The organism is Komagataeibacter melomenusus (assembly GCF_013155395.1).
In the GTDB taxonomy this organism is placed as follows: domain Bacteria; phylum Pseudomonadota; class Alphaproteobacteria; order Acetobacterales; family Acetobacteraceae; genus Komagataeibacter; species Komagataeibacter melomenusus.
The window spans coordinates 1-2,500 of the sequence record NZ_JABJWC010000083.1; the positions used below are offsets into that span (position 1 = coordinate 1).

General features: G+C 56.1%; 1 tRNA gene and 2 rRNA genes (1 of these 3 cut by a window edge). All 3 read right to left on the minus strand.

From position 1 onward, the window contains the following. Window positions 1–77, minus strand: a tRNA-Met gene (locus HNW77_RS16785). A gap of 22 nt (window positions 78–99) precedes the next feature. Beyond that, a 5S ribosomal RNA gene (gene rrf, locus HNW77_RS16790) occupies window positions 100–215 on the minus strand. Between the two features lie 118 nt (window positions 216–333). Continuing rightward, window positions 334–2,500: ribosomal RNA gene (locus HNW77_RS16795) — 23S ribosomal RNA — on the minus strand; it runs 572 nt beyond the window's last position.

Consider the following 2,500-nt stretch of genomic DNA (forward strand, 5'->3'; position numbering starts at 1 on the left):
TGGTTGCGGGGGCAGGATTTGAACCTGCGGCCTTCAGGTTATGAGCCTGACGAGCTACCGGGCTGCTCCACCCCGCGTTAGTGATGGGGAGACTGGAAGACCTGGCGGCGACCGACTTTCCCGTGCCTTAAGGCACAGTATCATGGGCGCTGGGGGTTTTCACGGCCGAGTTCGGGATGGGATCGGGTGGATCATTCCCCGCCATGGCCACCAGGTCATCCAGTCTCCCCTGTGATGGGGTTGGACGGGATGTGGATGGGTTGGTGTGTATGGTTGTATGTGTTGAGAGTGGATGACTGCTGTGCATGTGTGTTGCCCTTTTGAGGGGGCTTTGGAATGAGCCTATTGGGCGATTAGGACCAGTCAGCTGCACGCATTACTGCGCTTCCACACCTGGCCTATTGACGTGATGGTCTATCACGGCCCTTGGGGAGACCTTGTTTTGAGGTGGGTTTCCCGCTTAGATGCTTTCAGCGGTTATCCCGTCCACACTTAGCTACCCGGCTGTGCCGCTGGCGCGACAACCGGTGCACCAGAGGTATGTTCATCCCGGTCCTCTCGTACTAGGGACAAATCCTCTCAAGTCTCCAACACCCACGGCAGATAGGGACCGAACTGTCTCACGACGTTCTAAACCCAGCTCACGTACCACTTTAATCGGCGAACAGCCGAACCCTTGGGACCTGCTCCAGCCCCAGGATGTGATGAGCCGACATCGAGGTGCCAAACCTCCCCGTCGATGTGGACTCTTGGGGGAGATCAGCCTGTTATCCCTAGAGTACCTTTTATCCGTTGAGCGATGGCCCTTCCACGCGGGACCACCGGATCACTATGGCCGACTTTCGTCTCTGATCGAGCTGTCACTCTCACAGTCAGGCGGGCTTATGCCATTGCACTCGACAGCCGGTTTCCGACCGGCCTGAGCCCACCATCGCGCGCCTCCGTTACACTTTGGGAGGCGACCGCCCCAGTCAAACTGCCCACCATGCAGGGTCCCGGACCTGGCTAACAGGCCTCGGTTAGACATCAGAAACAGTCAGGGTGGTATTTCAAGGATGGCTCCACCGGAACTGGCGCCCCGGTTTCAAAGCCTCCCACCTATCCTACACAGAATGTCTCTGATGCCACTGCAAAGCTGCAGTAAAGGTTCATAGGGTCTTTCCGTCTGACCGCGGGTACCCCGCATCTTCACGGGGAATTCAATTTCGCTGAGCCGATGCTGGAGACAGCGGGGAAGTCGTTACGCCATTCGTGCAGGTCGGAACTTACCCGACAAGGAATTTCGCTACCTTAGGACCGTTATAGTTACGGCCGCCGTTTACCGGGGCTTCAATTCGGTGCTTGCACACCTCCTCTTAACCTTCCGGCACCGGGCAGGCGTCAGGCCGTATACGTCGTCTCTCGACTTCGCACAGCCCTGTGTTTTTACTAAACAGTCGCTACCCCCTGGTCTGTGCCACCCGCCCATGGTTGCCCACTGACGGGTCTTGCTTATCCCGAAGTTACGCAAGTAATTTGCCTAGTTCCTTCAGCATCGTTCTCTCAAGCGCCTTGGTATTCTCTACCAGTCCACCTGTGTCGGTTTCGGGTACGGTCTATATGCCAGAGCTATTTCCTGGAATACGCCAAAAGCCAGATCAATCCGATAAGACCTGACAACATATTGTATTCGTCACTTCTGGCAGGCCCGGGAATATTTGCCCGGTTTCCATCGACTACGGCTTTCGCCCTCGCCTTAGGGGCCGGCTCACCCTGCGCGGATTAACCTTGCGCAGGAACCCTTGGACTTTCGGCGACAGTGTTTCTCGCACTGTTTGTCGCTACTCATGTCAGCATTCGCACTTCCGATATCTCCAGAGAGGGTCACCCCGTCTCCTTCACAGACCTACGGAACGCTCCGCTACCGCGCATTCATAGAATGCACCCACAGCTTCGGCACGTGGCTTGAGCCCCGTTACATTTTCGGCGCAAGGTTTCTATTAGACCAGTGAGCTATTACGCTTTCTTTAAAGGATGGCTGCTTCTAAGCCAACCTCCTGGTTGTTTTGGAATCCTCACATCCTTTCCCACTTAGCCACGATTTGGGGGCCTTAGCTGGTGGTCTGGGCTGTTTCCCTCTCGACAATGGACCTTAGCACCCACTGTCTGTCTGCCGAGCTCATACTTCCGGGTATTCGGAGTTTGGTTAGGTTTGGTAAGGCTTTGGGCCCCCCTAGCCCATCCAGTGCTCTACCCCCCGGGGTAATACTCGACGGTCTACCTCAATAGATTTCGCGGAGAACCAGCTATTTCCGAGTTTGATTGGCCTTTCACCCCTAGCCACAGCTCATCCCCGACTTTTTCAACAGGCGTGGGTTCGGCCCTCCAGTGCGTGTTACCGCACCTTCAGCCTGGCCATGGCTAGATCACTCGGTTTCGGGTCTTCTGCCAGCAACTCGTCGCCCTATTCAGACTCGCTTTCGCTGCGCCTACACCTAACGGCTTAAGCTTGCTGCAAACA